1 protein-coding gene and 1 pseudogene are annotated in these 651 nt (G+C 50.4%); both read left to right on the top strand.

Annotation, left to right across the window (positions count from 1 at the left end):
• On the top strand, positions 1-322 hold a 322-nt coding region (locus LKK83_RS02465), incomplete at its 5' end, for a hypothetical protein (RefSeq protein ID WP_324629207.1).
• 65 nt (positions 323-387) lie between these two features.
• Positions 388-651: pseudogene (locus tag LKK83_RS02460) on the top strand (hypothetical protein); the annotation flags it as partial.

Below are 651 nucleotides of genomic sequence, written 5' to 3'. Positions count from 1 at the left end.
GGTGGGAACGACTGGCGATCCACCGCACCCCACCGCCGATCCACCGCACCACACCGACGATCCACCGCACTGGATCGTCGATTCATCAACAACCATTGTTTGGCTGGAAAAATCTTTAGCAAGCGAACCCATAGATGAAGAAGTAAAAAGCCAAATTCTTGATAAATTCCGCGCTCAGATGAAACTGGAATATCAATCCCTTACAATTGGGTGCAACCCTGTTTGTACAAGCGATTCACCGCATCCAATTGATGATGTAAAACCCTCATCTAATGACGATAACTCGAACAGGAGTAACCCACAACCCAATACTGAGAACTGAATCAAAACGCGATCGCAATGGGTTCAGTCACTCCATAATCGATGCACTTTCTCGAGGTTCCAATCATGACTCACACAGGCTTTTGTGACGAAAATATCGCCGATAACGATCGCGCCTTGTCGGAATTGGCGTGGGCGATCGCCATGTCCGAGGGTTCTTTTAAGTTGTTTCTGGCGCGTTGCAATTATACTCGAATGCGATCGCAACTGCTGCGACAACTGCAAGACCGTTGTGCGGTGGAGATCCGCAAACTGGCGATCGCTCCCACTGCAACCACCCTGTACTCGGAGATTCGAGAACAGTTGGGGAGCGATCGCCCCCAGGCGGTG

The organism is Phormidium sp. CCY1219 (assembly GCF_035615515.1).
GTDB lineage: Bacteria > Cyanobacteriota > Cyanobacteriia > Cyanobacteriales > Laspinemataceae > CCY1219.
Note: the sequence above shows the minus strand (reverse complement) of the source record. Positions and strands in the feature narration are given on the sequence as shown.